Source organism: Parvularcula lutaonensis (assembly GCF_014651915.1).
In the GTDB taxonomy this organism is placed as follows: Bacteria; Pseudomonadota; Alphaproteobacteria; order Caulobacterales; family Parvularculaceae; genus Parvularcula; species Parvularcula lutaonensis.
This window is the reverse complement of the sequence record NZ_BMXU01000001.1, coordinates 340041-365800: the sequence shown is the minus strand read 5'-3', so window position 1 is coordinate 365800 and position 25760 is coordinate 340041. Positions and strand designations below refer to the sequence as shown.

The following is a 25760-nucleotide window of genomic DNA, read 5'->3' as shown; positions in this document are numbered from 1 at the left end:
TGCACACGCGCTTTCATCGGGTCATGGGGCGACCGGCATAATCCCTGAACAATGGAAACCGCACATCGAAAAAGCGCCCGCAAGGGGGCGCTTTTCCTTCGGCGTAGAGAAGCGGTATCAGAACGAGGCCGAAAGGCTCGCAGACAGTGACATCCCCCGGTCATAGGTGTTGAACTCAGTTTCCCCGAGCGAGCCACCGCTGTTCTGGAACTCACGATGTTCTGTATTTAGAAGGTTTCGGCCGCTGATCCCAAGGGTAAAGTCGCGCCCCTTCACTTCGAAATCCCTGCGATAGACAAGGTCGAGTTGAACGCCTGGCTCCTCGACAATGTCGGGCAGCTCGGCTCCGGCGAGCGGGATCCCGCGCTGGAGAATACGATTGCTGACATAGCCGACGAGCAGGGTCATCTGCTCCCGGTCACTCTCCCATCCGAACTGGGTGTTCGCGATATGCTCTGGTGCGCCTTGCAGGTCAGCACCATCCAGCCCGAAGAGTGAAGCTTCGACCAAGCGACCTGACAACGGATCAACGATCAGGTCGCCCTCTTCCGCCTGGACTTCGGAATTGGTGTAGGTGTAGTTGGCCGAGAACAGCCAGTCACGGTCCTCGAACCACGCCCCGCCAAACGGCATCATGAACGTGTTACGATACTCCGCCTCCAGACCGAACAACTCGGCCTTCGGCGAGTTGATGAACGTCGTCTCGAAAACGAAGGTTCCGTTTTCGATCTGGATCTCTTCAATCGGGTTTTCGATTTCCTTGTAGAAGCCGGCAAGGGTGACGAACTGTTCCCTGCCCAGATACCATTCCACACGGGCGTCATAATTGGTCAGCTGGCTGTCGATCAGCCCATCATTCCCTCGATAGACTCGGTCGTTCTGCGGATCGAAATAGGACGAGCGAGCCAGTTCGCGGAACTGCGGGCGCGTGATCGTCTCGGAGTAACCAAAACGGAGCTGCATGTCGTCTGCGAAGTTCCACGTAATCGTGGCAGCCGGAAGGACGTAATCATTGTTGAGATCGGAACGTGTACCGACATTTCCGAACCGGTCGCGGGTGAAGACGAATTGCTCGGCGTCTTCGTAGCGCACACCCAATGTCGAGCGAATGAACGGCGTCAGCTCAAGATCCGCCTGCGCGAAAGCTGCATTCACCGTGAGTTCGGCCTCGTAGGAATCGTTGACCGAAGAAACCTCGATCAACTCGAACCGCGCCGGGTCGATATTGTCAGGCGAAAACAGGAAGTCCGTTCGCGCGAGCTGGACGTCATCAGGCAGCGAGTTGCCCCCGGCAAACCGGAAGGAGAAAAAGTCGTAGGTCCGCTCCGTGGTCGAGAAATCGTAGCCGACGGTGAAAATTTGGTTCAGCCCGTCGAACATCATCGCCGAGTAGGAGAGATCGGCCCCGCCGCTCGCGACCTGGTCCTCGAGAAACGAAAAGTTGGTACCGTTTCGGTTGGCCACGGAGTATCTCGGCGTGCCCGTGTCGTCGACTTCACGTTGGACGAATCGCTCATAAGGCGCATCGCGTGAGGATTCCGCGAGAGCGCCGCGCCAATTCAGCTCGAAATCGCCCAGAACGTGATCGCCACTGGTCTGGAACATGATCAGTTCACGCTCGTACCAGCCAGAACTCTCCGTGAACGAGTTTTCTCCCTGGGCATCGAAGTCGAGGCCCTCAGAGATCTGGGCCTCTTTCGACGTCGAGTGAACGTAGAACAGCGTGGACTGGATTTCCTGCTGGCCCCAGTTGGCTGATGCCGAGGTCAGAGCATTTGCCGTGACATCCAGAATCGTTTCCGTGGCATCGAAATCGAAGGCAAGCACATCACCACGAACCGTCTGCCGTTTCGCACGCTCGGTCGTCCATTGTTGATTGTAGCCAACAACACCGACCAAACCGATTTCAAGGTCACCCTTCAGGAAGGACGTGCCTCCCTCGATCGAGCCATTCCAATTCGGTCCTAGCTCCCCGGACTGGATCACGGTCAGCGGCGAGTTGATCAGGCTTTCACCAACGATCTCGATTTGCCTGTCCGAAAGCTCGTTGAGCCTTTGGTCCGAATCAAGAACCGCCTGCAATGGATCCGGGACATCCCTGAGGCCGAAGCTGAAACCCGTCCAGTCGGAATCGCCGCCACGAACGAAAAGCCCGTCCTTTCCGGTCGTCTCGGAATTGTAGGCCGAGCCAGCCTTCAGGGTGAGGAAGGGTTCCGAAGGAAGGCGCGTCGTACGCAGATCAATGATCCCGCCGCCGAATTCTCCCGGATAGTCCGCGGAAAACGTCTTCTGGACCGCCGCGCCCGACAGGATGTTCGAGGGGAACAGGTCAAGCGGCACAGTCCGGCGCAAGGGATCGGGGCTCGGAAGGGGCGAGCCGTTGAGAAGCGCCGAGGAATAACGGTCACCGAGCCCCCGGATATAGGCGAACCGGCCCCCGACGACACTCAGGCCACTCAGTCGGGTCAGTGCCTCCGCAGCCGTGGCGTCACCCGTACGCGCGAGATCCTCGTCATCGAGGAACGTGGCAACCTGCGAGGACGATTCCTGTTCGTTGGGAATGAACACGCCGCGAACGGTGATGACGTCGCCGCCGTCATCCGAACTCATGTCCGTGTCCTGAGAGAAAGCTTGCGCTGGTGCGAGCAGTGTCGACGCTAGCAACCAAGCGGAGAAACTATGTTTGGAATTCATGGCCCAGACCTAGATTTGAATTTTGAGATCAATAGAGAGGGGATCCGAAGCTCCCCTCTCTGTTCGTGATCAGCAGGAGCTTCCCGCTTCGAGGCCGCAGGTCCATCCGGCCCACCAGCGATCATTGAGATCGCGCACCGCGCCGATATAATCCGTGGACGTGAAGAAGCTGTCCAGGCTTGCGGGATCGACGGCCGTCACGCCCGCTTCGTTGGCGCCATTGATGAAGGTCGCACTGAGCGTGGCCGCTAGCCCTGTTGTGTTGTTCGGGTCTGCGTTCACGGCACCCTGGGCCGCGGCGACGTCGGAGTTGGAGGTTGCCAGCCCGCCAGCACAGTCGAACAGCACGGATTGGAAGGCAGGATCGGCACCGGCCTGATAGCCGGCCACACCATTGCCTGCGGAGTCCTGCCAGCGGAAACACTCCTGGCCGTAGTCCACGACGCCGTTCACATATGTGCCAATCGTGCCGGTGTTCAGGCGGAAGGCGTTGGACCGGTTACCGACGAAAGTGAAATTGGCGATCGTCGCATCGGAGGCCGACGTCGCGCCCGGTGCAACACTCGATGCTTCGACAATATTGTCGCCACCGTTCATGCGCTGGACCACGAGAGCAAACTGGATGTTGCCTTGGTAGCCGTTGTCGGTGTCGATCGAGTCGTCATCATTACCGGTGAGCACCAGGTGGCTGACATTCACATTGCCGCCGAAGAACTCGACCCCATCATCCGCATTGTTGTGGACCTGGATGTGGTCGACTTCCGTGCCGCTGCCAACACCACCGAAGGTGATACCGTTGAGTTCGTTGCCCTGCGCGTTGATCGCAAATCCTGCGAATTTCACTTGGGTATAGCTGAGTGAACCGCTGTTATCGTCCGCGACTGCACCACCATAGAGCGCGTCTGGGTTGGTGACGCCTTCAACGACGTTCTCGCAGTTGACGCTGCCAGGAGTTGCCCCCGCACCGGCACAACGGTTGATCGGTGCACGGCCCAGGATGACGATGCCGCCCCATTCGCTGATATTATCCGTGTCGTCACGGTTCGGGTTGAGGAGATCCGGCTGCGACGTGAAGATCACAGGATCGGTTTGCGTTCCATTCGAGAAAATCTGCGAACCGCGGTTCACCACGAGGTAGTCCGCGCCGCTGTTCCCGAACACGGTCACGCCCGACTCGATGGTCAGGGTCGCCGGGTCACCGTTCGGATCCATGCCGTCGGCGCCGACATCCACACCGACATCGACACGGCCGTTGAGCCTGTAGAGGTTGCCGCGCGTCAGCCGCAGGGGATCAGTGATGGTGCCCTGAATATCGCAAACTGTCTGCCCATCTATCGCAGTCCCGGCATCGGTGGTCCCGACAGGGCACACCGGGTCTGGGAACAGCGCGAAGGTCCAACCCGCTGCCCAGTTGCTGGTCTCGGTCTCGCTAGGCGCAAAGGCGCCGATATAGTCCGTATCCTGGAAGAACACGCCGGGGAGGGTCGTAAGGTCGAATGGGATCACTTCTTCCTCTTCCGGGCCGGGGAAGAAACGGCTCGCCAGCGAGGTAGGCCCAACGACGTTGTTCGGGTCCGCGTCGATCGCGGCTTGCGCCAGGAGCCCTTCGGAATTGCTTGTAGCCACCCCGCCATCGCAGTCGAACAGAACGGAATTGAAGGCCGGATCGAACTGGGCGCTGTATGAGGCGTTTCCGTCGCCGGCTGAGTCCTGCCACCGGAAGCACTCTTGTCCGTAGTCCACGACCCCATTCAGGTACTGTCCGATCGTGCCGGTGTTCAGACGGAAGGCATTCGTCCGATTACCGACGAAGGTGAAGTTGGCAATCGTCGCATCCGACGCAGGCGTCGCATTCGGAGCCACGCTGGAAGCCTCGACAATATTGTCGCCGCCACTGTCCCTCTGGATGACCAGAGCGAACTGAATGTTCCCTTGGTAGCCGTTGTCGGTGTCGATCGAGTCATCGTCATTGCCCGTCAGGACGAGGTGGCTGACATTCACATTGCCGCCGAAGAATTCAACGCCATCGTCGGAATTGTTGTGCACCTGGACGAAATCGACTTCGGTCTCGCTTCCGACCCCGCCGAAAGTGATACCGTTAAGCTCGTTGCCCTGCGCGTTGATCGCAAAGCCGGCGAACCGAACCTGCACGTACTTCAGTTTGCCGCTCCGATCGCTCGAGAGCGCACCACCATAGAGCGCATCGGGGTTGGTCACCCCTTCCACGACGTTTTCGCAGTCGACCGAACCCGGCGTCGCACCTGCCCCGGCGCAACGGTTGATCGGGGCCCGGCCCAGAATGACCAGCCCGCCCCATTCGCCGATAGCATCGCCACCATCGTCATTCGTCGGGTCGCTGTCGGCCTGGCGGACGAGGTCATCTTCGCTGGTAAAAATGATCGGTGCACTGACTGCACCATCCGCAACGATTTCCGATCCACGGTTCACGACCAGATAGTCGCTGCCCGAACTACCGAAAACAGTCACTCCAGGCTCGATCGTCAGCGTCGCGCGCGCCCCATTGACGGCATTTCCGTCTGCGCCGATATCGACGCCGACGTCAACGCGACCGTCGAGCTTGTAGGCGACGCCATCGACAAAGGGCAATGTCAGGTTGGACGTGATCTGGCCCGAGATCTCACAGACGGTCAGGTTGCCGACACCAGTGCCCTCGGCGAATCCTGCGGGGCAGCTGGCGGAGCCGCCACCCGTACCGCCACCGCCGCCCGTTCCGCCGCCACCGACGCCGGTGCCTGGGCTTGTTGCGCCCGGTGAAGCGATATCTTCCCCCGCCGTGCAGGCTGCGAGAAGGGCGAGAGCGATGAGGCTGACGGAAGAGCGAAAAGACATGGGTACCCCTGAGGTTCTTGATCGGCCAAATTTTGCGGGGCGAGATCCTGAAAACATCCACCGACGCCCCATGGCGGCGCAGCTAGCGACGCAACATGTCAGTTCCGCCAATGTGCGATGACAAAACAATGACAGCGACTGAAGCGACTTCCTCAGATCTCGGCAGGGCAGTATTGCCGGACAAACTTCGATCCGGGTAAGGATCGATTCACTTGCTCCACCGCGCCAAGGGTTCGCGTCGTGTGGTTCAGGAAACCGCGCAACCAGCGGACCTATCGCTGGCTGGAAATGGCTTTGGAATTTGCAAGAAGTCTGATCTTCCCACTTTCCTTCTGAGAGGAAAGTGGCGCGAGTGACGGGGCTCGAACCCGCGACCTCCGGCGTGACAGGCCGGCACTCTAACCAACTGAGCTACACCCGCGAACCCGACATATGTCGTCGGGAGCCGCGGGAATAATACCCTGAGCCGGGGGCGTCAAGCGCGATCTACGCAGTTTTTTGCGCTTCCCGCTTTTTCGCCTCGCGCAGCTCCGCAAGCGCCAGAAGTGTGAGGGTCGGGATAAAACCGTCAATCTGATCAGTCACATCGACGACCTCCCATGCCTGGGCAAGGCCCTTCCAACCGAACAGCGCAAAGCCGATTGCCGTGAGAACGATGTCGAACCCGGTGCCGATGCCTATCACCCGGCCGATCACGAAATCAGCCAGATCGAAGGCGATGGCGACGACAAGCTTCACCTTCGCGGCGCGAACGGATGTGGTCATGAATGGCTCCTCAGGAACTTTTTCGCTCGGCTGATGAAATCCTCGAAGCGGTCGTGATGCAACCAGTGGCCTGCATTATCGAACTCGATGAGTTCGGCGCGACCGAAATATTCCAGCCTGCCGTCGTCCTTTGGCGAGGAAGCCCAGCTTTCGCGGCCGTACATCAGGAGCACCGGCGCCTCGATATCAGCGAACAACTGTCCGTATTCTGAAGGTGGCATGGGCCTGATGGGCATGAAACCCAGGAGCGGGTCATGCTTCCAGCTCCACCCGTCCTCGTGCTCGCGCAGCGCATGGAGCGCGAGATGCTCCGCTTGCTCAGGGGAGAGCTGCTGGTGGAGATTGGCGAGGCGCTTGATCCCCTCTTCTGCACTCCTGAACCGCCGCGGCTTTCTCTGCGCTACCTTGAGCCGTCGCTCGACGCCCTCGCGCATCCGCTCGGAGGCACGCTTGGCCGTCAATTCGTCATAGCTCTTCTGGCTGAAGCCGAGCCCTTCGATGGCGATGACGCTCCGCACACGGTGGGGCTGGGCCGCGGCATAGTTGAGCGCGATATTCCCGCCCAGGGAATGCCCGATGATGTGGATCGGCGCGTCATGCCCCTCGGAGACGAGGTGCTCCACGATTGCCGCCATGTCGCTAACGAAGTCGAAGCTCTCATAGCCGCCGCCCGTCGGCCAGTCGCTGTCACCATGGCCACGAAGGTCCGGCACGGCGAGGCAATAGTCCTCGCGCAGGGCCTCGACCGTCCAGTCCCAGCTCCGCCCGTGGTCCTTGCCACCATGTTGCAAAAGGACCAACGGCTTCGACGCATCACCCCAGACACGGAGATGAAGACCAAGGCGACGGACCTCGATCTTCCGCTCCCTGAGCAGCGCCGCGTCAGGGAGCGGAGGCGCCGCTGGCGTCATCAGAAACCGCCCGGCAGAGGCTGCGCCCGGTCCTGATCGAGATAGCGGGCCGCGGTCGGCTTGAGATTCTCGTCGAGCTGGATCAGCAGCGGGTTGCCCGTCGGGATCTCCACCGACGTGATGTCTTGGTCGCTGACCTCGAAGAGCAGCTTCACCAGCGCGCGAAGGGAATTGCCGTGCGCCGCAATGATACAGTTCTGGCCATCGCGGACCGCCGGCGCGATCGCCTCGTTCCAGTAGGGTTCCACCCGATCGAGACAGAGCTTCAGGCTCTCCGTCTTCGGAACATCAACGCCGCGGTAGCGTCGGTCGTTGAGCGACGGGAAGGCCGAGCTGTCTTCGAGCGGCGGCGGCGGCACGTCGTAGCTGCGGCGCCAGATGTGCACCTGTTCGTCGCCATGCTTCTCGCGAGTTTCTTGCTTGTTCAGCCCGGTCAGGGCGCCGTAATGCCGCTCGTTCAGGCGCCAGTTCTTGATGACCGGCAACCAGCACTCGCCCATCTCTTCAAGCGCAAGGTTCAGCGTACGGATTGCTCTCGTTTGGACCGAAGTGAAGGTGCCATCGAACTCGGTCCCTTCCTGCTTGAGGAGCTGCCCGGCCTTTCGCGCCTCGGCCTCGCCTTTCTCCGTCAGGTCGACATCGACCCAGCCGGTGAAGCGGTTCTCGAGGTTCCACTGCGACTGGCCGTGGCGCAGGAAGGCAAGCGTGCGGGGCATGGCGGTCTCCTTGGTCGTTCGCGCTGCATTACAGGGAAGCCGGGCGGGATGCCAGACGCCTATCTGAGGTCGGGCACCGTGAGGCAGCTCGGATACATCGTGAACCTGATGCGGTCGCGATTGCTCCCCGGCTCGCCGTCAATGGTATAGTGGAGGCCGTGTCCGCGGCTTTCGATCTCGACCTCGCGGCCCGTCTCGCGGATGAACTCCGGGCTCTCGTCGAACTGCCCGGTCATCGCTTCGATAACGTGCTGGACGAGAGCGAAAACCCCACGACCGCGCGAGATATAGACGACGATCTGGCCGGTATCGAGACGTTCGCGGAGCGGCAGGGCGCCCTGACCGCCCGTGATGGGGTTATTCGACACGAAAACTGCCGCCGACTCGATCTCCACAAGCTTGCCATCCACGGTGATCCGATAGGGCTCCTCGCCAGTTTCGAGGAACTGGTCCCACATCATCAGCGCAGCGCCCACACGGTCGCCGAAGGTCGGTGCAGACCGGAGAGCTTCCCGCGCCTCGGCAATCTCAGCGAATGTGCCGAAGCCTGCGGAGTGAAGAAGCGCCCTCCCCTGCGCGTCGACGAAGTCGATCTTCCGTGGCGGGGCATCGATCGACAGCCGAAGCGCTTCCACAGGATCCATCGGCATGCCGAGGTCCCGCGGGATCAGGTTCGCGGTGCCATAGGGCAGCGGGATATAGAGCGGCGCATCTTTCCGTCCGTAGACGCAGCTTGCGATACCGGCGATCGTGCCGTCGCCACCAACCGTGACCAGCGCCCTGCTCCCGCTTTGTCGCGCCACCTCCATCAGCTCTTCGACGGGGGCAACCAGAACCTCCGTGGAGCCGCGAGTGTCCAGCACGCTACGCAAGTCGCGCTCGATGTTTTCTGGGCCTTCGGCGCTCGCACGGCCGGATTTCGAATTGATGAGGACGAGGTAATCAGCGCTCATGGCGTCTCTCTCCAGCCGGCTTCATCTCGAAAGAACCTGACACTGCCTTCCGCACTGAAACCCTCTTCGTTCCACCTGTGAACGGAAAGATCGATCTCTCGATCACTCTCGATCGTCAGGACATTGTAGCTCGCAGGTTCCCCGCGCAGCCTCGTCGATACCGCCGTCCCTGCCTGGCTCAGGACGAATGACCAGCCATTGTGCTCCATCCGAAGCAACCGCGTCTTGTGGACATGCCCGGTCATCACGACGTCGACCTTCGCGTCGGTCAGGACGGACAGGATATCGTCAGTCTTTGGAAGAACTGCCCGTCCGGCACTACCGCCATCGTCAAAGCCGCGCAGAGGGTGGTGGAAGCCGCAGATGCGCAGGCGCCTCCCCGCTTCCTCAAAAGCAGGCTTGATCTGTTCGAGCTGTCTCGTCGACAGCTTGCCCTTTGACCAGTCGAGGCCCGGCCGCATCCGGCGGGCGCTGTTGAGTCCTGCAAAGACGAAATCACGGTGCCGCACGATCGGCTCTTGCTGAAAGCCCGCTATTTCCTCGAACCGGCTCCAAGGCTCGAGAAACCTGCGCGCGAGATTGTGGACGGGCGTGTCGTGATTTCCGGGGATCGCGATCACTGGCATTGGAAGCTTGGCAAACCAATGCGCCGCTTCCCTGAACTCCTTCTTCCGGCCGGCCTGGGTGATGTCCCCCGTGACGATCGCGTGGTCGATACCGTCAGCGACCAGAATCCGCGCCAATGCGTCGAGCTGGCGCGGTTCCGTCGAACCGAAATGCAGGTCGGAAAGGTGCGCGATCCGGGTCATGGAACCCTAACACTCGAGAACGCGCTTCGGCTCACTCGTCCGGCGGGAACAGCAGGTCGACCCAGACCATGCGGTGGTCCGAACTCACGGGCGGGAAGCCCGGCCCGACCAGATCAAAGCCGTCCTCGCCCTCGGCGGGCCAGAAGACGCCGCTGCCCACCACGTCAAGATTGCTCGAGGGCAGCACATAGTCGATGCGCAGATTCCCGACACGGCTGTCGGAGAAGTCCCCGGTATCGAGAGCCGGGTCGCCGCTTTGGCGAAGATTGTTGCCGCCCTGCCGCTCGGCAGCCTCTACCCCGCCTGCGCTGCGCGGCTCAGGATCGGTCAGCTGCGGGTTCTGCAGCAGGCTGACGATCGCGTGTGGCTCAATGCCGTCGGGCACGTCCCCATCGACAGGATCTGCATTGAGATCGCCGGCGATGACGAAATAGGCCCCGGCATCGAGGCCCCCTGCCTTGCCCGCGTCATCCACCAGCCAATCCGCGCCGTCTATATAGTTCTCGATCAAGCGAATTTCGTCATGGTTCCGGCGGCCGTTCCGGTCTTCGGGTCCATCAAAACCCGGCGGTGTCGGATGGGCGAGGATCATGTGCAGGGTCTCGTCACCGACCATGACCGGCACGTCGGCATGAGTCTTGGACGAGAGCCGGAAAACCTGCTGCGCCTCTTCGGAGTAGAACTCCGTGGGAAGAAGGTTCCCCGGCATGTCCTTCCAGAGAAGCTCGCGAAATGTCCGTACGCCGCCCTTGTCGATAGGGTAACGCGAAAGGATCGCTATCGCGTACTGCCCCGGATGAACGCCGTAGCCGAAGCTGTCATTGCCGTACTCCCGGCTGCCCTCGGGATGGTCGGCCCGGCCATCGCCGTCATAGTCGACGCCGCTCGGCACGCCGGTATTCGACGGTAGGCTCAGCCAGTGATCGTAGCCGAGGTCCAGCTGCTGCGCGAACAGCGCCAGCGCCTCGCCAGTCTCGTCGTGGTCGAACTCGTTGAGGACGAGGATGTCCGGGTCCACCCGGCGGATGACCTCGCGCACCGCCTCGATCTGGGGATCGGCGTCTTCGCGCAGGTCCTCGAGAAGCTGTCCGCCCTCGGAGCGATAGAGCGAGACATTGAAAGTCGCAATGCGTAGCGGCTCGGGATTGGACGGTGCCTCGTCGGGGATAGGCGCTTCGTCACTGACAGGGGAAGGCATCGCTTTCTCCCCCGCCTCCTCTCGCTGTCCGCAGGCAGCGATCAGGACCAGGAGCAAAAGCGGAAGCAGTCTGCGCGCCATGCCGGTTCTCCGGATCGCTCTCTGCGTCGCCTAATGGACGAAGAATGTCTTCGAGAACGCCATCACACCGAGGAAGGTGAAGAAGGAAATGATGAGGGAGGTCAGGAAACCGACATCGCGAAGCAGCAGGGTCAGGAACATGACGATCGCCAGAACGATCGGCAGCCCCCAGACATAGGCGAAGGTCATCAGGCCTTCATAGGTCTTGGCGCGCGATTCGATCACGTCGTCCGGCATCTTGTCGGTGTCGCTCTTCACAATGCTCATGGACAGGCCTCAGGCAGATTCGTGGAAACTTCGCGGGGCCATAGCGCAGGCCGGAGCCCGCGTCCATTCTCCCCGCATAGGCTCTTAATCGAGGGCCTTGGCGATTTCCTCGCACATCTTTTTCGCGTCGCCGAACAGCATCATCGTGTTGTCGCGGAAGAAGAGCTCGTTCTGCACCCCGGCATAGCCCGAGGACATGCCGCGCTTCACGAAGAGCACGGTTCCGGCTTTCTCCACGTCGAGGATCGGCATGCCGTAAATCGGAGAGGACTTGTCCGTCTTCGCCGCAGGGTTGGTCACGTCGTTCGCGCCGATGACAAAGGCCACATCGGCGCTCGAGAACTCCGAGTTGATATCCTCGAGTTCGAAGACCTCGTCATAAGGCACGTTGGCTTCGGCCAGGAGGACGTTCATGTGCCCCGGCATCCGGCCCGCCACGGGGTGGATGGCGTATTTCACCTCGACGCCCTCTTCCTTGAGCTTGTCGCACATCTCGCGAAGGGCGTGCTGGGCCTGCGCCACGGCCATGCCGTATCCCGGCACGATAATGACCTTGCCGGCATTCTTCATGATGAAGGCTGCGTCCTCGGCGGAGCCCTGCTTCACCGGGCGTTCCTCACCGCCGCCGCCTCCGCCGCCCGCGTCATCCTCGCCGCCGAAGCCGCCCAGGATCACGGAGATGAAGCTCCGATTCATGCCCTTGCACATGATGTAGGACAGGATCGCGCCCGAAGCGCCGACCAGCGCTCCGGTGATGATCAGCGCCATGTTCTGGAGCGTAAAGCCGATCCCGGCCGCGGCCCAACCGGAGTAGGAGTTCAGCATCGAGACCACGACCGGCATGTCGCCGCCACCGATCGGGATGATGAGCAAGAAGCCCATCGCAAAGGCGATCGCCGTCAGGATCAAGAACAGGGTCGGGCTTTGCACGCCGAGGCACAGCATCAGGATGAGGATCACCGACACAACGGCCAGCGCAATGTTGATGAGGTGCCGCGCAGGCAGGAGTATCGGCTTGCCCGACATCCTGCCCGACAGCTTCAGGAACGCGATGACCGAGCCGGAGAAGGTGACGGCACCGACGAAGACGCCGATGGACATCTCGACGATCGCCTGTGCCTCGATAGCGCCGGGCTCGCCAATCCCATATGCCCGTGGCGAGAGAAACGCAGCCCAGGCGATCAGCACAGCGGCCATGCCGACCATGGCGTGGAACGCCGCAACAAGCTGCGGCATCGCGGTCATCGCCACCTTCCGTGCAATGATCGCTCCGGGTATCGCGCCCGCGGCGACCGCGACGATCACGAGGAGCCATGCCGACACATTCGCGGCCTCGAGGAACCTTTCGGAAAACAGCGTCGCCACCACGGCGATCGCCATGCCGATCATCCCGTTCCGGTTGCCGGCCCGCGAAGTCGCCGGAGAACTCAGCCCACGGAGCGCCAGAATGAACATGATCCCGGCAATGATATAGAGAATGGCGGTCAGGTCAGTACTCATAGGACCCCTCGGGTAAGATCACAGGACAGCCCTCCTCTCTCCGTTGGGAGAGACCGGCACAAGGGATGCCGAGAAAGTTGAAACACTTGCCTCACGCCGCCAGGCCCTCCACCAGCGCGCGCAGCTTCGGCGCGAGCGGTTTGGGCCTGCGCGAAATCGCGTCGACATAGACATGGGTGAACTGCCCTTCGGCAGCGGCGGAGAAATCGTCATTACGGAACAGCCCGATGCCATAGGTGACGGCGCTGTTGCCCACATGGTCAGTCCTGATCCCGGCATGGACCTTGTCCGGGAATGCCATCTCGGAGAAATAGCTGCACCGGGTCTCGACCACGAGGCCCACCTGAGGGCCGCTCCTGATATCGAGCGCTGCTTCCTCGATCAGCAGCTGGTTCACCGCCGTGTCGAAGAGCGCATAGTGCACAACGTTGTTCATGTGGCCGTAGACGTCGTTGTCGGCCCAGCGGGTCGTCAGGGTGCGGAAGGCGCGGTAGTCGCTCCTCGTCGATGGCTCTTTCCTCTCCGCCATCAGAAGGCCTGCTCATAGATGCGCAGCGCATCCGCTTCGGAGACGTTGCGCGGATTGTTGACGAGCAGCCGGGTCTGCAGCATCGCGTCCGAGGCGAGCTTTGGCAGGTCTCCCTTTCCGATCCCCACGTCGCGCAGCTTCGTCTCGAGACCGAGATCCTCGGCAAGGTGCGCCAACCGCTCGATAAAGGCCGCGCATTGCGCTTGCGCCCCGTCCGTCGCGGGCAGGTCCGGGAAGGCATAGCGGGAAAGCTCCGCATACATGCGCATCGCTTCCTCGCTGCCCGCCGCGTTGAACCGCAGGACATGGGGCAGGACGATGGCGTTGGACAGCCCGTGGCTGACATGGAAACGCCCGCCGATCGGATAGGCCAGTGCGTGGACCGCTGCGACAGGCGCATTGGCGAATGCCTGTCCCGCCATCATCGCGCCCAGCAGCATCGCCCCCCTCGCCTCGCGGTTCTTGGGGCTGCGCACCGCACGTTCGATGTTCGGCCCGAGGAGCTTGAGCGCCTCGATCGCCATCGATTTCGACATCGGGTTGTTGTTCGGGCTCGCCGAGGCATAGGCCTCGATCGCGTGCACCATCGCGTCGATCCCCGTTGCTGCCGTCGTGTGCGGAGGCAAGCCGAGCGTCAGGTCCGGGTCGAGAATGGCTGCATCGGGGATCAGGAGCGGAGAACTGACCCCCCGCTTCTCATCGCCGGGCAGCGTGATGATCGACACGGGCGTCACCTCAGAGCCGGTCCCGGCTGTTGTCGGCACCAGCGCCAGGGGCAGGCGCGGACCCTTCGCATTGCCCACGCCCCAGGCTCCGTCGATATCCTCGCCGGACCCTGCGAGGAGGGCCGTGAGCTTCGCCACATCCATGGACGAGCCGCCGCCGAAGCCGAGGACACCCGTCACGCGGTCTTCCTTGGCCAGATCCACCGCCTTCATCAGCGTGCCGAGCGAAGGATCGGATTCCACCTCGTAAAAGACCGAAAGCTCCGCACCGGCATCCTGCAGGCTTTTGAGCGCAGGGCCGGGCAGCCCGATCTCGATCAGGCCGGGATCCGTGACCACCAGCACCCGCTCACCGAGGAGACCGCCGAGCGGGTCGGCGATCTGGGATGCAATCCCCGGTTCGAAACGGATGGTTTTCACGGTGTGAAAGGCGAACGGGCTGACCACGAGCGCCTTATCCCCCTTTCTTCTTGTACATGGCGAGCATCCTGTTGGTGACGAGGAAGCCGCCGAAGATGTTCACGGAGGCCAGCGCGACCGCGATGACGCCCAGCCATCGGCTGAGCCCGCCTGCAGGCGACTGGGTGATGTCCGCGCCGACCGCGATCAGCGCACCGACGATCACCACGGAGGAGACGGCGTTGGTCACGGACATGAGCGGCGTGTGCAGCGCTGGGGTCACCGACCACACCACGTAATAGCCGACGAAGCACGCCAGCGCGAAGATAGCGGCGAGATAGATCAGGTCGCTCGGCCCGCCGGCATGGGCGAGGGAGTCGAGCGTGCCGAGCAGGCTCTCCGCCTTTGCCGCGGCGGCATCCGCCTCCTCCGAGGCCGCCGCCAGCTGCTCGGACGCAGCCCGCAACTCCTCGACGGTCATCTCCAGCTCTTCAGCCGTTTTCTCAATATGCGTTTGTTCCTGGCTCATCATCTACTCCGGACTCCACCTCTCCCGCCGAGAGAGGTGATCGCGCTTTCGCCGTCATCCTTCCCCCTTGAACCGTTCATGAACGATCTCGCCGTCCCGCGTCAGCTGGACGCCTTTGATGATCTCGTCTTCAGGGTCGACCTTGATCTGCTTCTCTTCCTTGTCGGTGATCAGCGTCACGAAACTGAGGAAGTTCTTGGCGAGAAGGTTTGACGCCTCCCCGGCCAGGCCATCGAGAATGTTCTTTGGCCGGAGGATGGTCACGCCGTCGGCCTCCCCATCCACATTGCCGCCGCGCGGCGTGGCGAGATCGACGATCACCGAGCCCGGCTTCATGCCCTTGAGCATGTCGTCGGTGATGAGCTTCGGTGCCGGCCTTCCGGGGATCAGTGCCGTGGTGATGACCACGTCCATCTTCTTGAGATGTTCAGTGACCAGCTCCTGCTGGGCTTTCTGCTGTTCGGGCGTCAGCTCCTTGGCATAGCCGCCCGTACCTTCGCCTTCCTCCATCGCCTCCTTGACGAAGATGAAGGTACCGCCGAGCGATTCCACCTGTTCGCCGGCCGCCGCGCGCACGTCGGTGGCCGAGACCACGGCCCCCAGCCGTCGCGCCGTAGCGATTGCCTGCAGTCCCGCAACGCCCGCGCCCATCACGAACACCTTCGCGGGAGGCACGGTGCCCGCCGCGGTCATCATCATTGGGAAGGCCCGGCCGTAATTCGCGGCCGCGTCGATCACCGCCTTGTAGCCTGCGAGGTTTGCCTGGCTCGACAGGACGTCCATCGACTGCGCCCGCGTGATCCGGGGAAGCAGTTCCATCGCGAAGGCGTCGATCCCGGCACTGGCATAGGCATGGACCCGGTCCTTCGCATCATAGGGGTCGAGCATGCCGACCAGCCGGGTGCCGCGTCCAAGTTTTGACAGCGCCTCACCCTCGAGAGGCCCGGCGCTGAGCACCACATCCGCACCGCTCGCTGCGTCGGTCGTCACCGTGGCACCGGCTTCCTCAAAGGCCGCGTCGGGGATCCCAGCGTCCTTACCAAGGCCGGGCTCTATGGCGACCTCAAAACCTAGCTGTCTGAATTTCTTGACCGTCTCCGGCGACAGAGGGGAGCGCTTTTCTCCTTGGGCTCGCACACCAGCTAGCTTCATGGACCGGCACCTTTCCTCTCACGCAACGACCGGCGGCCTCTTCACCAGAGAGCCCGTCCTTTCCCACAGCAAAATGGTGCACCGCGCTGAAAGGCAAGTCCCACACGCAGTCGGAACTGCAAACGCGGTGAACCGGATCTTTACAACATAACGGTTAGATCGGGGCGTGGGATGCCCCCACGAGTTGCGAGAGACACCGATGCCGAAGACCGTTCTGATCGTTGACGATGACCCGACGCAACGCCGTCTGGTGCAGGCGGTCTGCGAGAAAGCAGGCTATTTCGTGAAGCAGGCCGAGGGCGGCGAGGAGGCCATCGACCTCCTGCGATCAGATCGCGGTGCTTCCGTCGACGTGATGCTGCTCGACCTCGTCATGCCCGGTACCGACGGCATGGAGGTGCTGGCGCAGCTTCCCTCGATCAAGCCGGACCTCCCGGTCATCATGCTGACCGCCAAGGCTGGTATCGACACCGTGGTGAAGACCATGAAGGCAGGCGCAGTCGATTTCTTCGTGAAGCCGGCCTCGCCCGAGCGCATCACGGTGGGCATCGCCAATGCGCTCAATGTCTCGAATCTCCGCACCGAAGTTTCGCGCCTCAAGCGCAAGGGCAAGGGCGAGATGAGCTTCGACGATGTCGTCGGGACCTCCCCCGCTTTCCGCGGATGCCTCAAGCTCGCCGAGCGTGCAGCGGCCTCGACCATCCCCATCCTGATCACTGGCGAGAGCGGTGTCGGCAAGGAGATGATCGCCCGCGCCATCCAGGGGTCGTCAGAGCGCTCCGGCGCGCCCTTCGTCACCGTGAACTGCGGTGCGATTCCTGAGAACCTCGTGGAATCGATCCTCTTCGGCCACGAGAAAGGCGCCTTCACTGGCGCCACGGCCAAGCATATCGGCAAGTTCCAGGAAGCGAATGGCGGCACGCTCTTCCTCGACGAGGTCGGCGAGCTGCCCCTCGACACGCAGGTCAAGCTCCTCCGTGCGCTGCAGGAAGGCGAAGTCGATCCGGTCGGCTCCAAGCGCCCCGTGAAGGTCGATGTCCGGGTCATCTCCGCGACGAACCGCGACCTCGCCGAGTGCGTGAAGGAAGGCACCTTCCGCGAAGACCTCTACTACCGCCTCAACGTCTTCCCCGTGGAGGTCCCGCCGCTGCGCCAGCGCCGCGAAGACATCCCGTCCCTCGTCCAGCACTTCATCGAGCGCTACAACGCCGAGGAAGGCCGCGATGTCAAAGGCGCCCTGCACGAAGTGATGGACGTTCTCGTGGCCCAGGACTGGCCCGGCAATGTCCGCCAGCTCGAAAACACGATCTATCGCGCCGTCGTCCTTGCCGAGGGTGAGTGGCTGACCGCGGCGGACTTCCCGACCATGGCCGCAGCCTTCGAAGAAGCGGGCGTCAGCGCAGGTCCCCCGCCGACCGAAGCCGCAGCAGCGGCGCCCATGCCGAGCCCCTCCACGGCTGGCGTCCAGCGTCAGGGCCCCGAGGGCATCGAGGTCTTCGACCATGACGGCCACCTGCGCTCGCTCCAGAACATCGAACGCGACCTCATCGCCGCCGCCATCGAGATGTATCGCGGCCAGATGTCCGAAGTCGCCCGCCGCCTCGGCATTGGCCGCTCCACCCTCTACCGCAAGGTCCAGGAGCAGGGCATCGAAGTGAAGCGCACTGGCTGACCGCTCAGTCCGCGACCTTGCACCGGCCATAAGCTTCCCGGTACGGACGGCCAAAACAGGCCAACAGGTCTTCCACGACCTGCATGTTCATTGGCTGGGTGATCACGGTCTGCCAGTCGTCAAGCGTTGGCGCATTCCCGGCCTTGCCTTAAGCAATGTCGTGCAATCGCCTTCAAAAATCTCACCAGCTTCGCCTTTGTATCTCCTCCGGCAGCACCTGCACCGCTTCTCCGTCGCACGGGCCGAGCGTCGCGGGTCTTGCAAGAATTTTTTGTAACACGGTCACCGCAGCCCTTGTCAGCGTCCGCCATTCTACGCCGTCTCAGCCTGCCCCCGACGCCGGACCTGCGGGTCTTATCAACCTACGGATGAACTTCGGTCTTGACCGCGAACCCCTGGCGTTTCACGTCTAGGGCTGCATACGGTCGGTCTTGGACTTGGACTACCGTCAGACCGACGGCTCTACGACTTGATACCCCCGGAATGCTCAAGGCCCGAAAGGGCGGTATCTAACGACAAGGAGCCAGTATGGCAGTCGGCAAAGTGAAATGGTTCAACGACCAAAAAGGCTATGGCTTCATCCAGCCGGATGAAGGCGGTTCGGACATTTTCGTCCACATCTCCGCAGTGCAGCGCTCGGGCCTCCAGGGCCTCGCGGAAGACCAGAAGGTCTCCTACGAGCTCTACACCGATGAGCGCCGTGGCAAGACCAGCGCCGTGGACCTCAAGGTCCTCTAAGCCCCGAAGGCTTGGAACCATCACGAAGCCCGGCTCTCCGCCGGGCTTTTTTATTGCGGCATACTGTCCCCGCGCATCAACGTGATGGATAGCGCGCGCCGTGAGCGTCGTTCCCCCTCCATATCCGCAGAGGAGAACGCCATGAGCAAAGCCTACAACAAAGGCACCAAAGTCGAATGGGACTGGGGCAACGGCACCGCCACCGGCGAGGTGCAGGAGAGCTTCACCGAGGACGTCGAGCGCCAGATCGACGGCAATGACATCAAGCGCGAGGCTTCACGCGACTGCCCCGCCTACATGATCGAGCAGAAGGACGGCCAGCGCGTCCTCAAGAGCCATTCGGAGGTCCGCAAGGCGTCCTAGGCCTCATAGGCCAGGATCGGCGCCAGCCACCTTTCAGCCGTCGGAAGGTCCCAGCCCTTCCGGCGCGCATAGTCCTCAACCTGGTCCTTCGCGATCTTGCCCGTGCCAAAGTAATGCGCATCGGGGTGGGCAAAATAGAGCCCCGAGACCGCGGCCCCCGGCTGCATCGCAAAGCTCTCGGTCAGGGTGATGCCTGCATTCTCCTCTGCAGACAGAAGATCGAACAGCACGCGCTTCTCGGTATGGTCCGGCTGCGCGGGATAGCCGGGCGCCGGGCGGATGCCCTGGTATTTTTCCGCGATCAGCTCGGCGTTCGACAGTGGATCGCCAGCCTCGAAGCCCCAGAGTTCCCGCCGCACCTTCTCGTGCAGCCACTCCGCCATCGCCTCGGCCAGCCGGTCCGCGAGCGCCGATGCCATGATCGAGCCGTAATTATCGCCCGCCTCGTTAAACTTCGCGACGATCTCGTCCTCGCCATGCCCGGCGGTCACGGCGAAGCCGCCGATCCAGTCCTCGCCTTCGGACTTGATGAAGTCCGCCAGCGCCAGGTTCGCGCCCTTGCTCTTTTTCATCTGCTGGCGGATCGTATGGAGGCGCGTGCGCTCTTTCGTGCGGCTCTCGTCCTCCCAGATCACGATGTCATCGCCGTCGCGATTGGCAGGAAAAAGGCCCGCCACGGCGTGGGCCGTGAACCAGCCCTCATCGACCAGCTTTTCCAGCGTCTTCTGCGCATCGGCATAGAGCGAGCGCGCCGCCTCACCGACCACGCTGTCGGTAAGAATGGCCGGAAACCGTCCGTGCAGGTCCCAGCTTGCAAAAAACGGTGTCCAGTCGATGTAAGGAACAAGCTCCTTGAGCGGAATATCCCGCAGGACGGTCACGCCCGGCTTCTTCGGCGTTGGCACGTCCCAGTCGGTCAGCGCATGGCCATTCGCCCGCGCCTCGGCAATCGACACGCGGTCATCCTGCCGTTGGCGCTTGGAGAAACTCTGTCGCACGCTGTCATATTCATTCGCGATACTGGCGAGATAGTCAGCCTTCCGATCTTCGGAGATCAGGTCGCTGACGACCCCCACGGCGCGGCTCGCATCCGCGACATAGATCACGCCATTTTCGTAAGCCGGTGCGATCTTCACCGCCGTGTGCGCCTTGGAGGTCGTGGCGCCGCCGATCATCAGCGGCTGTGTCATGCCCCGCCGCGTCATTTCCTTCGCCACACCGACCATCTCGTCGAGCGACGGCGTGATGAGGCCCGAAAGCCCGATGACATCGACCTTGTGTTCCTCGGCCTTGTCGAGGATGTCGTTGGCGGGGACCATGACGCCGAGGTCGATCACCTCGTAGTTGTTACACTGAAGAACGACGCCAACAATGTTCTTGCCGATATCATGGACATCGCCTTTCACAGTGGCCATCAGCACACGCCCCTTGGCCTCCGGGGCCTTGCCTCCGGCCAGTCGCTCTTCCTCCATGAAGGGTTCGAGATAGGCGACCGCCGCCTTCATCACGCGGGCGGACTTCACCACTTGCGGCAGGAACATCTTGCCAGAGCCGAAGAGGTCACCCACGACGTTCATTCCATCCATCAGGGGGCCTTCGATCACATGGAGTGGGCGGCCGAGCTTCTGCCGCGCTTCTTCGGTGTCCTCGACGATATACTCCGTAATTCCCTTGACCAGCGCGTGTTCGAGCCGCTTCTCGACCTCCTGCTCGCGCCAAGAAAGGTCCTGCTCCCGCGCCTTCGCGCCCTGCCCGCGATACTCTTCGGCCACGTCCAGCAGCCGCTCCGTCGCGTCCTCGCGGCGGTTGAGGATCACGTCTTCGACTGCATCCTTCAGCTTCGGTGGGATATCGTCATAGATGGCAAGCTGCCCTGCATTGACGATGCCCATATCCATCCCTGCACGGATGGCATGGTAGAGGAAGACGGAATGCATCGCCTCGCGGACTGCGTCATTGCCGCGGAAGCTGAACGAGACATTCGACACGCCGCCCGACACCTTGGCGCCCGGAAGGGTCTCCTTGATCGCCTTCGTCGCCTCGATGAAGTCGACGCCGTAGTTCGAATGCTCGTCGATCCCCGTCGCCACGGCGAAAATATTGGGGTCGAAGATGATGTCTTCCGGCGGGAAGCCAATGCTGGTGAGAAGCTTGTAGCTCCGCGTACAGATCTCAATCTTGCGCTCGGCCGTATCCGCCTGGCCCTGCTCGTCAAAGGCCATGACAACGACGGCCGCGCCATAGCGCATGCACTTGCGCGCCTGCTCGAGGAAGGGCCCCTCGCCTTCCTTCAGGCTGATCGAGTTGACGATCGGCTTGCCCTGCACCTGCTTCAGGCCCGCCTCGATCACCTCCCACTTCGAGCTGTCGATCATCACGGGCACCCGCGCGATGTCAGGCTCCGAAGCGATCAGCCTGAGGAAGGTCTGCATGGCCTCGACGCCATCGAGCATCCCCTCGTCCATGTTGACGTCGATGACCTGCGCACCGTTCTCCACCTGCTGGCGCGCCACCTCGACCGCCGCCGCATAATCACCGGACTTGATCAGCTTCCGGAACTTGGCTGAGCCGGTAACATTGGTCCGTTCACCGATATTGACGAAAGTGGGTTGCATGAGCCTCAGGCCTTCGGACGCAGGCCAAGCATGTGGCACAACGCATAGGTCAGTTCGGATTTGTTCAGCGTGTAGAAGTGGAAATGGTCGACGCCGCGCTCGGCAAGGTCGTGGCACTGCTCGGCCGCCACCGTCGCCGCGACAAGCTGGCGCGTCTCCGGGTCGTCATCGAGATGCCCGAAAAGCTTCTCGTATCGCGCCGGCACCGTGGCGTTGCACAGCTTCGCCATGCGGGTCAGCGCCCTGAAGCTGTTCACCGGCATTATTCCCGGTACGATCGGGATGTCGATCCCGGCCTTTCGGACCATCTCGACATAACGTTCGTAGACATCATTATCGTAGAAAAACTGCGTAATGGCCCGCGTGGCGCCGTTGTCCACCTTCCGTTTCAGGAGGTCGATATCATGCTCGAAGCTCGGGCTTTCCGGATGCTTCTCGGGATAGCAGCCGACCGAGATCTCGAAATCCGCAATCCGTTTCGCACCCGCCGCCAGCTCTGCCGCGCCTGCATAACCATCCGGAGCCGGTACGTAGCGCTCACCCACACCGTCGGCGGGATCACCGCGCAGGGCCACGATATGCCTGACCCCGGCATCCCAGTAGCTGCGCAGGACGTCGTCCACCTCGCTGGTTGTCGCGTCGATCGTCGTCAGGTGCGCCGCCACCGGGAGATCCGTGTTCTGCACGATCTTTTCGACGGTGGCATGGGTTCGCTCGCGAGTCGATCCGCCTGCGCCATAAGTGACGGAGACGAAGCTCGGCTTGAGCGGTGCGAGCTTCTCCACTGACGCCCACAGCTTCTCCGCCATCGCTTCGGTCTTGGGCGGGAAGAACTCGAAACTCACCGATAAGTCAGACAAGGGCTGTCTCCCGCTGGGGTGCCGAATGGGTGGCTGAAAGCGGCTTGTCCAGCCGCCAGATCTTGCTGACGAGCCCGCCGCCAGAGCGCGGCGCCAGCGAGGTCTCATCCTTCAGGATCAGGTTCGCGCGCCGGGCAAACTCGACAATATCTTCAGTATCAAAACCAAGTCGCCGGTGGGCATAGCGCTCGCGGAGCTCTTCCATCCCATGAGAAGCGAAATCCGCGATCAGAAGCGATCCCCCCGGACGCAGGGTCGCCGCGCCAACCTCCACCGCCCGTTCCGGCTCGCCAAGGAAGTGCAGGACATGGTGCAGGCACACCAGGTCAGCCGAAGCAGGCGGCACCTGGTCCGGCGCCAGGATGTCCCGTCGTCTCACCCGAGCGTTCTTCACCCCCTCTTCGTCCAGCCGCACGCGCGCGACCGAGAGCATCTCCGGGGAGAGGTCATAGCCCACGGCCTCACGGTAGCGGTCCTTGAGGACGATCAGCATACGTCCCGTCCCGGTTCCGAGGTCGGCAAAGCTGTCCACCCGGTCAGGCGCCAGCGACAGGATCGCCTCTTCGATCAGGCGGTCATCCGTGTGCAGGAGGCGCAGTGCGTCCCACTCCTCGGCATTCTCCGCGAAAAAGTCAGCGGCCCTCTTGGCCCGCTCGGCGCGAATCTCGTCGATCGCCTTCGCCAGCGCATCGACCTCTTCGCCTTCGAGCCCGTCGAGCAGCTCCGCCAGCCACGCAGGCAAGGCCGAGAGCCTGTAAAACCGCCAGGAGCCTTCCTGGTATGGCTTGATGAGACCTGCATCGACGAGGATGCGCAGGTGGCGGCTCACCCGCGGTTGCAACTGGCCCAGCGCGCGGGTCAGCTCGGAGACCGTCAGGTCCCCCTGCCGCAATAAGCAAAGAACGCGCAGGCGGGTTTCCTCACCCGCTGCGCGCAATTGTTCTAAACTCGGACCGAAAAGCACGGCTCACCTCACCGCGCTGCGATATAAGGATTTCCTTATATCGTCAATCCTCGTTGGCTCAGAAGCCGAAGCCGATCCCAATCGAGACCATCGGATAGAACTCGAAGTCCTCGAAGTCGCTTTGGAGCTGGTTGATCTCCGTCGCGATCTCCGCGTCGATCTGCGACTGGATGATCGGGTCAGTGCTGCCGCCGACATTGACCAGCGAGATCTCCGGCGAGTCCGTCATCAGCACGCCTGCGCGGATCACGAAGGACACCGGCATCAGGCCATGGGTCGTCGAGTCCCAGCCGACACCTGCATAGTACGAGGTATCGCCGAAATTCGCGCTCCCGACGAGGGAACCGACATCGCTCGCGGAGAAGGTCTGTCCACCGATCTCGACCGGGTCCACCGGCGTTGCGCTCAGCTCGATCTGGCGCTCGCCGAACAGCATCCCGCCCGTCACGGTGAAGCCGTTCATCATCGGGTGCAGGTCGACATAGCCGCCGAGCTGCGTGAAGCCGAAATCGACATCATAGGAGATGCCGTCGAACTCCATGTCCTCCATCTCGAACTCGAAGAAATTCGCTCCGCCGCGGAGGGTCACGAACGGCGTCACCTGATAGTGCACATTGCCGCTGACGCCGGGCGTACCGACAGAAACATCCGCACCGATACCGGCAAGAGCGGACGAGGACAGGGCCGCGACCGATGCGGCAGCAGTAAGAAGAAGACGTTTCATAGGTTCCATACCCTCCCGAACCAGCGGGCATTGGATCAAATTTGTCCTACGATGCTGCTTCCCCGCGCTGGCCAACTCGCGCGATGCGCTTAAGCACCTGTTCATGGTAACCGCGCAGCGATGCGCCCCGAACAGGGGGGCAGCAAACCGGGAGGCCGCATGGAAGGCTTGAGCGAATGGTTCTTCGGGCTGAGTGAGGCCTACAATGTGAACCCCTGGATCTTCGGGATCCTTTATGTCGGCGGCATCCCCGTCTTCCTCGGCATCCTTGCTTGGTTGACGAACCGCGCGCGGCAGAAAAAGTCCGTGACGCTGCAGGCGCTGCTGCTGCTCTACTTCGCCATCCAGCCCTATCTCTACGTGGCTGTATTCGGAGAGAACCTGCCCGGCTGGGTCTATGGCGCCATCGCCGTCCTGATCGCCCTCGGCCTCTGGTCGACCTACAACTCGGTCCAGAAGAAGAAGCGCGAAGCCCTCGAAGAGGCCGGGGACACCGATCAGTCCTCGGAGCTTTCGATGGCCTCCATGTCTTCGTCGGAGAAGCCGAAGTGATGGCCGATCTCGTGGACCAGCACATGCTCCACGATCTCCTCCAGGCTGTCCGTCCCCTCGCGCCAGAAGCGCAGGATCGGCAGCCGGTAGAGGAACACCGTGTCCGGCTCCCCTGATACGTCGAACAGTGACTTCCGCGTGAGGTCGATGCCGTGATAGAGTCCGAGAAGCCCGTAGGGATCCTCGATCCCGAGCTCGGCGAGCACGTCCTCGGTCGGCAGGTCAGGCGTCCTGATGACGAGATCCGCCGTCAGGGTACGGAACGCCTCGGGGATACGGGCATAGGCTTCCTCCGCCATGCGGCGAAAGGCGTCGGGCTCCGGATCGCCGGAGCGGCTGGGGGACCAGACGGACATGGCCCCAGCCTATCCCAATCCCGGCGCGTGGTCAGCTCTTCCGGCAGGTCCCCTCAGAGACAGCCGGCTTGCCGTCGAGGCATCCCGTCGTCAGCTCGATCGCTGCCTCTTTGAGTTCGACACCTTCGGGCACCAACGCCAGCAGCGCATGGTCCTCCACAGGCAGAAGGCTCACCGCCTGGCACCTGTCGCAGAGCAGGAAGGCTGTCGGCCCTGAAGCCTCATCGGCGGGCATTGCGAAATAGGCGTTCAGCGACTCGATCTTCTTGACCTTGCCACTCTCCGTCAGCCGCGACAGGGCGCGGTAGATGGTCATGGGCGCATTGATCCCGCCGGCGCGAAGGCAATCCAGCAAGTCATAGGCCTTCATCGGTCGCCCCTGCTCACGCAGGCACTCGATAACCATGCGGTCATTGGCGGTCATGCGCTCCCGGCGCTTGACCGGTTGGGCGATAGCGTTGCGGTCACTGACGACCGCCAGACGATGGGACATGATCGTCCTCCCTGAATGAAAATCTGCGTGGATGCGTCTTCAGTCAGGCAGCAGGGGGCGCGCGGGGCTGGACGTTCTGACGGGCGCGGCGACCGGCAGTGCTCTCGTCCGCTCGCTCCGGGGCGTCGCGCGTGAGTGCTGGCAAGGGGAGCTCTGCCTCGTCGGCGGGCAGCACCGGGTCGTCTCCGAGAGACCCGATCGCACAGGCAAGGCATTCCTGCTTGTTTCCAGGCAGGTGCTCGTCACCGGCGTGCTGGTGCGCGGCACCTGCCGCACTGGCGAAGACATACAGCACCAGCGCGGCGATCAGCCAGGACGCTCCCCGCACAGTTTGTTGACGCCGAT

At 62.4% G+C, this 25760-nt stretch carries 25 protein-coding genes and 1 tRNA gene; 4 read left to right on the top strand and 22 right to left on the bottom strand.

Annotation, left to right across the window (positions count from 1 at the left end; translation table 11 throughout):
• Positions 1 to 117: 117 nt before the first annotated feature.
• The 15 genes from IE053_RS01640 to IE053_RS01570 all read right to left on the bottom strand — a co-directional run bounded on the left by IE053_RS01640 (position 118) and on the right by IE053_RS01570 (position 16078).
• Positions 118 to 2610 carry a TonB-dependent receptor domain-containing protein gene (locus IE053_RS01640; protein ID WP_229786015.1) on the bottom strand — a complete coding sequence of 831 codons (2493 nt, stop codon included), beginning with the start codon at positions 2608 to 2610 and terminating at the stop codon, positions 118 to 120.
• A 153-nt stretch (positions 2611 to 2763) separates the two neighbouring features.
• Positions 2764 to 5544, bottom strand: a complete 2781-nt coding sequence (locus IE053_RS01635) for a beta-helix domain-containing protein (RefSeq protein ID WP_229786142.1) — start codon at positions 5542 to 5544, stop codon at positions 2764 to 2766.
• Between the two features lie 344 nt (positions 5545 to 5888).
• Positions 5889 to 5965: transfer RNA gene (locus IE053_RS01630), tRNA-Asp, on the bottom strand.
• Positions 5966 to 6030: 65 nt separating this feature from the next.
• Positions 6031 to 6309, bottom strand: coding sequence for a hypothetical protein (locus tag IE053_RS01625; protein WP_189570819.1), 279 nt, complete (start codon positions 6307 to 6309; stop codon positions 6031 to 6033).
• Positions 6306 to 7220 carry an alpha/beta fold hydrolase gene (locus IE053_RS01620; RefSeq protein ID WP_189570817.1) on the bottom strand — a complete coding sequence of 305 codons (915 nt, stop codon included), beginning with the start codon at positions 7218 to 7220 and terminating at the stop codon, positions 6306 to 6308. The genes IE053_RS01625 and IE053_RS01620 overlap by 4 nt, the downstream gene beginning before the upstream one ends.
• Entirely contained in the window at positions 7220 to 7936 is a 717-nt protein-coding gene (gpmA, locus tag IE053_RS01615; RefSeq protein ID WP_189570815.1) for a 2,3-diphosphoglycerate-dependent phosphoglycerate mutase, read from the bottom strand. The genes IE053_RS01620 and gpmA overlap by 1 nt, the downstream gene beginning before the upstream one ends.
• 59 nt (positions 7937 to 7995) lie before the next feature.
• Positions 7996 to 8889 (bottom strand): diacylglycerol/lipid kinase family protein, encoded by an 894-nt coding sequence (locus IE053_RS01610; protein WP_189570813.1) that lies wholly within the window; start codon positions 8887 to 8889, stop codon positions 7996 to 7998.
• Positions 8886 to 9698 (bottom strand): metallophosphoesterase family protein, encoded by an 813-nt coding sequence (locus IE053_RS01605; RefSeq protein ID WP_189570811.1) that lies wholly within the window; start codon positions 9696 to 9698, stop codon positions 8886 to 8888. The genes IE053_RS01610 and IE053_RS01605 overlap by 4 nt, the downstream gene beginning before the upstream one ends.
• Before the next feature lie 31 nt (positions 9699 to 9729).
• On the bottom strand, positions 9730 to 10977 hold the full coding sequence (locus IE053_RS01600) for an endonuclease/exonuclease/phosphatase family protein (RefSeq protein WP_229786014.1): 1248 nt from the start codon (positions 10975 to 10977) through the stop codon (positions 9730 to 9732).
• 30 nt (positions 10978 to 11007) lie between these two features.
• Positions 11008 to 11244, bottom strand: coding sequence for a hypothetical protein (locus tag IE053_RS01595; protein WP_189570809.1), 237 nt, complete (start codon positions 11242 to 11244; stop codon positions 11008 to 11010).
• A gap of 84 nt (positions 11245 to 11328) precedes the next feature.
• Positions 11329 to 12744: an NAD(P)(+) transhydrogenase (Re/Si-specific) subunit beta gene (locus IE053_RS01590; protein WP_189570808.1), complete on the bottom strand. Its 1416-nt coding sequence runs from the start codon at positions 12742 to 12744 to the stop codon at positions 11329 to 11331.
• A gap of 91 nt (positions 12745 to 12835) precedes the next feature.
• The gene (locus IE053_RS01585; protein WP_189570806.1) at positions 12836 to 13273 is read right to left on the bottom strand and encodes an acyl-CoA thioesterase; all 438 of its coding nucleotides are present in this window, start codon (positions 13271 to 13273) and stop codon (positions 12836 to 12838) included.
• Positions 13273 to 14418, bottom strand: coding sequence for an iron-containing alcohol dehydrogenase (locus tag IE053_RS01580; RefSeq protein ID WP_229786013.1), 1146 nt, complete (start codon positions 14416 to 14418; stop codon positions 13273 to 13275). The genes IE053_RS01585 and IE053_RS01580 overlap by 1 nt, the downstream gene beginning before the upstream one ends.
• A gap of 34 nt (positions 14419 to 14452) precedes the next feature.
• On the bottom strand, positions 14453 to 14929 hold the full coding sequence (locus tag IE053_RS14550; protein WP_268249037.1) for an NAD(P) transhydrogenase subunit alpha part 2: 477 nt from the start codon (positions 14927 to 14929) through the stop codon (positions 14453 to 14455).
• A 51-nt stretch (positions 14930 to 14980) separates the two neighbouring features.
• Positions 14981 to 16078, bottom strand: a complete 1098-nt coding sequence (locus IE053_RS01570; protein WP_189570802.1) for an NAD(P) transhydrogenase subunit alpha — start codon at positions 16076 to 16078, stop codon at positions 14981 to 14983.
• 199 nt (positions 16079 to 16277) lie between these two features.
• Between IE053_RS01570 and IE053_RS01565 the strand changes: the two genes are divergently transcribed.
• The 3 genes from IE053_RS01565 (at position 16278) to IE053_RS01555 (ending at position 18851) form a co-directional block, all read left to right on the top strand.
• Entirely contained in the window at positions 16278 to 17750 is a 1473-nt protein-coding gene (locus tag IE053_RS01565) for a sigma-54-dependent transcriptional regulator (protein WP_189570800.1), read from the top strand.
• 528 nt (positions 17751 to 18278) lie between these two features.
• On the top strand, positions 18279 to 18488 hold the full coding sequence (locus IE053_RS01560; RefSeq protein WP_189570798.1) for a cold-shock protein: 210 nt from the start codon (positions 18279 to 18281) through the stop codon (positions 18486 to 18488).
• A 141-nt stretch (positions 18489 to 18629) separates the two neighbouring features.
• Positions 18630 to 18851 (top strand): hypervirulence associated TUDOR domain-containing protein, encoded by a 222-nt coding sequence (locus IE053_RS01555; RefSeq protein WP_189570796.1) that lies wholly within the window; start codon positions 18630 to 18632, stop codon positions 18849 to 18851.
• Here IE053_RS01555 and metH read toward each other — a convergent pair.
• The 4 genes from metH to IE053_RS01535 all read right to left on the bottom strand — a co-directional run bounded on the left by metH (position 18848) and on the right by IE053_RS01535 (position 24014).
• Positions 18848 to 21466 carry a methionine synthase gene (metH, locus tag IE053_RS01550; RefSeq protein ID WP_189570794.1) on the bottom strand — a complete coding sequence of 873 codons (2619 nt, stop codon included), beginning with the start codon at positions 21464 to 21466 and terminating at the stop codon, positions 18848 to 18850. The two genes, IE053_RS01555 and metH, sit on opposite strands and share 4 nt — an antisense overlap.
• Positions 21467 to 21471: 5 nt before the next feature.
• Positions 21472 to 22326, bottom strand: coding sequence for a methylenetetrahydrofolate reductase [NAD(P)H] (metF, locus tag IE053_RS01545; RefSeq protein ID WP_229786012.1), 855 nt, complete (start codon positions 22324 to 22326; stop codon positions 21472 to 21474).
• Positions 22319 to 23263: an ArsR/SmtB family transcription factor gene (locus IE053_RS01540; protein ID WP_189570790.1), complete on the bottom strand. Its 945-nt coding sequence runs from the start codon at positions 23261 to 23263 to the stop codon at positions 22319 to 22321. The genes metF and IE053_RS01540 overlap by 8 nt, the downstream gene beginning before the upstream one ends.
• A gap of 85 nt (positions 23264 to 23348) precedes the next feature.
• Positions 23349 to 24014 (bottom strand): hypothetical protein, encoded by a 666-nt coding sequence (locus tag IE053_RS01535; RefSeq protein ID WP_189570788.1) that lies wholly within the window; start codon positions 24012 to 24014, stop codon positions 23349 to 23351.
• 159 nt (positions 24015 to 24173) lie between these two features.
• Here IE053_RS01535 and IE053_RS01530 point away from each other — a divergent pair, with 159 nt between their 5' ends.
• Positions 24174 to 24566 (top strand): hypothetical protein, encoded by a 393-nt coding sequence (locus IE053_RS01530; RefSeq protein WP_189570786.1) that lies wholly within the window; start codon positions 24174 to 24176, stop codon positions 24564 to 24566.
• Here the strand turns inward: IE053_RS01530 and IE053_RS01525 are convergent.
• From IE053_RS01525 to IE053_RS01515, 3 genes are read right to left on the bottom strand one after another with little or no spacing between them, the layout of a single operon-like run.
• Entirely contained in the window at positions 24512 to 24922 is a 411-nt protein-coding gene (locus IE053_RS01525) for a metallopeptidase family protein (RefSeq protein ID WP_189570784.1), read from the bottom strand. The genes IE053_RS01530 and IE053_RS01525 overlap by 55 nt on opposite strands.
• Before the next feature lie 31 nt (positions 24923 to 24953).
• Positions 24954 to 25415 carry a transcriptional repressor gene (locus IE053_RS01520; protein WP_189570782.1) on the bottom strand — a complete coding sequence of 154 codons (462 nt, stop codon included), beginning with the start codon at positions 25413 to 25415 and terminating at the stop codon, positions 24954 to 24956.
• Between the two features lie 43 nt (positions 25416 to 25458).
• Positions 25459 to 25710 (bottom strand): hypothetical protein, encoded by a 252-nt coding sequence (locus IE053_RS01515; RefSeq protein WP_189570780.1) that lies wholly within the window; start codon positions 25708 to 25710, stop codon positions 25459 to 25461.
• Positions 25711 to 25760 lie beyond the last annotated feature (50 nt).

Coding starts and splice junctions, on each gene's coding strand:
- IE053_RS01640 (WP_229786015.1), bottom strand. CDS start 2,610: ATGAGTTCGGATGACGGCGGCGACGTCATCACCGTTCGCGGCGTGTTC.
- IE053_RS01635 (WP_229786142.1), bottom strand. CDS start 5,544: ATGTCTTTTCGCTCTTCCGTCAGCCTCATCGCTCTCGCCCTTCTCGCA.
- IE053_RS01625 (WP_189570819.1), bottom strand. CDS start 6,309: ATGACCACATCCGTTCGCGCCGCGAAGGTGAAGCTTGTCGTCGCCATC.
- IE053_RS01620 (WP_189570817.1), bottom strand. CDS start 7,220: ATGACGCCAGCGGCGCCTCCGCTCCCTGACGCGGCGCTGCTCAGGGAG.
- gpmA (WP_189570815.1), bottom strand. CDS start 7,936: ATGCCCCGCACGCTTGCCTTCCTGCGCCACGGCCAGTCGCAGTGGAAC.
- IE053_RS01610 (WP_189570813.1), bottom strand. CDS start 8,889: ATGAGCGCTGATTACCTCGTCCTCATCAATTCGAAATCCGGCCGTGCG.
- IE053_RS01605 (WP_189570811.1), bottom strand. CDS start 9,698: ATGACCCGGATCGCGCACCTTTCCGACCTGCATTTCGGTTCGACGGAA.
- IE053_RS01600 (WP_229786014.1), bottom strand. CDS start 10,977: ATGGCGCGCAGACTGCTTCCGCTTTTGCTCCTGGTCCTGATCGCTGCC.
- IE053_RS01595 (WP_189570809.1), bottom strand. CDS start 11,244: ATGAGCATTGTGAAGAGCGACACCGACAAGATGCCGGACGACGTGATC.
- IE053_RS01590 (WP_189570808.1), bottom strand. CDS start 12,744: ATGAGTACTGACCTGACCGCCATTCTCTATATCATTGCCGGGATCATG.
- IE053_RS01585 (WP_189570806.1), bottom strand. CDS start 13,273: ATGGCGGAGAGGAAAGAGCCATCGACGAGGAGCGACTACCGCGCCTTC.
- IE053_RS14550 (WP_268249037.1), bottom strand. CDS start 14,929: ATGATGAGCCAGGAACAAACGCATATTGAGAAAACGGCTGAAGAGCTG.
- IE053_RS01570 (WP_189570802.1), bottom strand. CDS start 16,078: ATGAAGCTAGCTGGTGTGCGAGCCCAAGGAGAAAAGCGCTCCCCTCTG.
- IE053_RS01565 (WP_189570800.1), top strand. CDS start 16,278: ATGCCGAAGACCGTTCTGATCGTTGACGATGACCCGACGCAACGCCGT.
- IE053_RS01560 (WP_189570798.1), top strand. CDS start 18,279: ATGGCAGTCGGCAAAGTGAAATGGTTCAACGACCAAAAAGGCTATGGC.
- IE053_RS01555 (WP_189570796.1), top strand. CDS start 18,630: ATGAGCAAAGCCTACAACAAAGGCACCAAAGTCGAATGGGACTGGGGC.
- metH (WP_189570794.1), bottom strand. CDS start 21,466: ATGCAACCCACTTTCGTCAATATCGGTGAACGGACCAATGTTACCGGC.
- IE053_RS01535 (WP_189570788.1), bottom strand. CDS start 24,014: ATGAAACGTCTTCTTCTTACTGCTGCCGCATCGGTCGCGGCCCTGTCC.
- IE053_RS01530 (WP_189570786.1), top strand. CDS start 24,174: ATGGAAGGCTTGAGCGAATGGTTCTTCGGGCTGAGTGAGGCCTACAAT.
- IE053_RS01525 (WP_189570784.1), bottom strand. CDS start 24,922: ATGTCCGTCTGGTCCCCCAGCCGCTCCGGCGATCCGGAGCCCGACGCC.
- IE053_RS01520 (WP_189570782.1), bottom strand. CDS start 25,415: ATGTCCCATCGTCTGGCGGTCGTCAGTGACCGCAACGCTATCGCCCAA.